At 65.4% G+C, this 2,237-nt stretch carries 2 protein-coding genes; both read left to right on the top strand.

The window, feature by feature from the left end; all coding sequences use genetic code 11:
- The first annotated feature begins 107 nt into the window (after positions 1–107).
- Complete coding sequence (locus tag EOB49_RS33630; RefSeq protein ID WP_127383474.1) at positions 108–992, top strand: D-alanyl-D-alanine carboxypeptidase family protein; 885 nt, start codon at positions 108–110, stop codon at positions 990–992.
- 480 nt (positions 993–1,472) lie between these two features.
- The coding region (locus tag EOB49_RS33620) for a DUF1003 domain-containing protein (RefSeq protein WP_127383473.1) at positions 1,473–2,237 on the top strand (765 nt) is incomplete at its 3' end.

The raw sequence follows: 2,237 nt of genomic DNA, 5'->3' as shown, positions 1-2,237 counted from the left end.
GCTCGACAATCCGGGGACTGTCAGACATTAACCAAATGGACGCATCACTTGCGTTACGTTAGCTTCGTCTCATCTCCGCAACAGCCGACCCCAGAACAGTCCAGCCCTTGTCCAATACCCTTCCGCTCATTCAGAGAGTTTTTGCGGCACTGGCCCTGCTGGTGCTGCTGGCCGGCTGCTCGACCACGACGCCGCCCGACAGCGTGCTGGCCGTGCCGGCGCCGGCGCAGAAATATGCGGCCATCGTCGTCGACGCCAGGACCGGCAAGCAGCTGTTCGAGGTCAGCTCGACGGCGCAGCGCTACCCGGCCTCGCTGACCAAGATGATGACGCTCTATCTGCTGTTCGAGGCGCTGGACTCCGGCCGCGTCACCAAGGAGACGCAGATCCCGGTTTCGGACCATGCCGCCTCGCAGCCGCCGACCAAGCTGCGCTTCCGGCGCGGCGAGAGCATCGACGTCGATTCGGCGATCCGCGCCATCGTCGTCAAATCGGCCAATGACGTGGCGGTGGCGGTCGGCGAATATCTCGGCGGCTCGGAGGATCAGTTCGCCGCCATGATGACATCCAGGGCGCGCCAGCTCGGCATGACCAGCACCATTTTCCGCAACGCCTCCGGCCTGCCCGACGGTGGCCAGATGACCACGGCGCGCGACATGGCGGTGCTCGGCATGGCGCTGCATCAGCGCTTTCCGCAGCAGTTCCACTATTTCTCCGAAAGCGACTTCATGTTCCGCGGCCGGCTGGTGCGCGGCCACAACGACATGCTCGGCCGCGTGCGCGGTGTCGACGGCATCAAGACCGGCTACATCAGGGCGTCCGGCTTCAACATCGTCACCTCCTACAATGCCGACGGCCGCAATTTGATCGTCGTGGTGATGGGCGCCGACTCCGCCCGCCAGCGCAACGACCATGTCGAAGCGCTGATCCAGCGGAGCCTGTCGCCGACCATGGACGGCGCCAAGACCAGGCTGATGTTCGCCGAGCAGTAGTGGCCGCGGCGCGGTTCGCGTCTGGGTGCTCGGCTGCCGCCCACCACTTCGTCATCCACGGGCGAAGCAAGGAGCGTAGCGACGCGGCGCAGACCCGAGGATCCATGCCGGGACTCCAAACGCGTCACCACCCTGCAGAACCTTGTGCACGTTGGCGGGACAGCGCCCCCCTCTGTCCTGCCGGACATCTCCCCCTCGAGGGGGGAGATTGGCAGCTTCGGCGCTCCGCTCACTCCTGTGACGGTGGAAATTGGCGAAAGCCGGGATAACAGCCAATCTCCCCCCTTGAGGGGGAGATGTCCGGCAGGACAGAGGGGGGTGATTGGCGCCACCCGCCCTGAGCCTGCGAAGGGCGAGCCGGGTCAGCCACATCGCCTTCTCCGATCAAAACCACTTGTCCGGCCTGCGAAATCCGTGCCCGGCGCTGGCTATGCGCCGCCACCTCTGTCTATCGTCGCCCAGCACCACCAGGAGCCCACCATGAGCACCGTCCCCAAAACGCCCGAGCAACCGGAAGACAACCAGCACGACAGCGGCGGCGAATATTTCGAGGCGCCGATCGTTGGCGAGCTGGAGGCCGATCCGGTCTCGGACGAGCACTTCGAGACGCCCGAAGTGCCGGACTCCGAACCCGCGGGCCCCGGCGCCCACCGTGGCAAGCCGAAGAAAAAACCTTCGGCGATCTCGGGCCGCAAGTTCCGCAAGCGCGATCTGGTCCGCATCGATACGCTGCGCCCGAGCCTCGCCGACCGCATCCGCTCCGACCATCCCGACCTGCCGGCCGGCGCCCGCATCAGCCGCGCCGAACTCGGCCGCTACCGCATGCGCTATATGGAGGAGCTGCTGCAGCAGGAGCACGGCGAATTCTCCGAGCTCGACCGCCAGGTGGTCGAATCGATCGCCAGGCAGGACACGATCTCCGAAAACTCGGAAGAAGAATTCGAGGAGCACCGCACCTTCGCCGACCGCGTTTCCGACAACATGGCGGCCTTCGGCGGCAGCTGGTGGTTCCTGATCTCGTTCGGCAGCGTGCTTCTGGTGTGGATCGGCATCAACCTGCTCGAAGGCATGAGCGCCGCCTTCGATCCCTACCCCTTCATCCTGCTCAACCTGCTGCTCTCCTGCATCGCCGCCATCCAGGCGCCGATCATCATGATGAGGCAGCGGCGGCAGGAGTCCAAGGACCGCCTGCGCTCCTTCAACGACTACCGCGTCAACCTCAAGGCCGAGCTCGAAGTGCGCCAT

Origin of the sequence: Mesorhizobium sp. M7A.F.Ca.MR.148.00.0.0 (genome assembly GCF_003997735.1) — a bacterium.
Lineage (GTDB): Bacteria > Pseudomonadota > Alphaproteobacteria > Rhizobiales > Rhizobiaceae > Mesorhizobium.
This window is presented reverse-complemented; position numbering and strand designations above follow the sequence as displayed.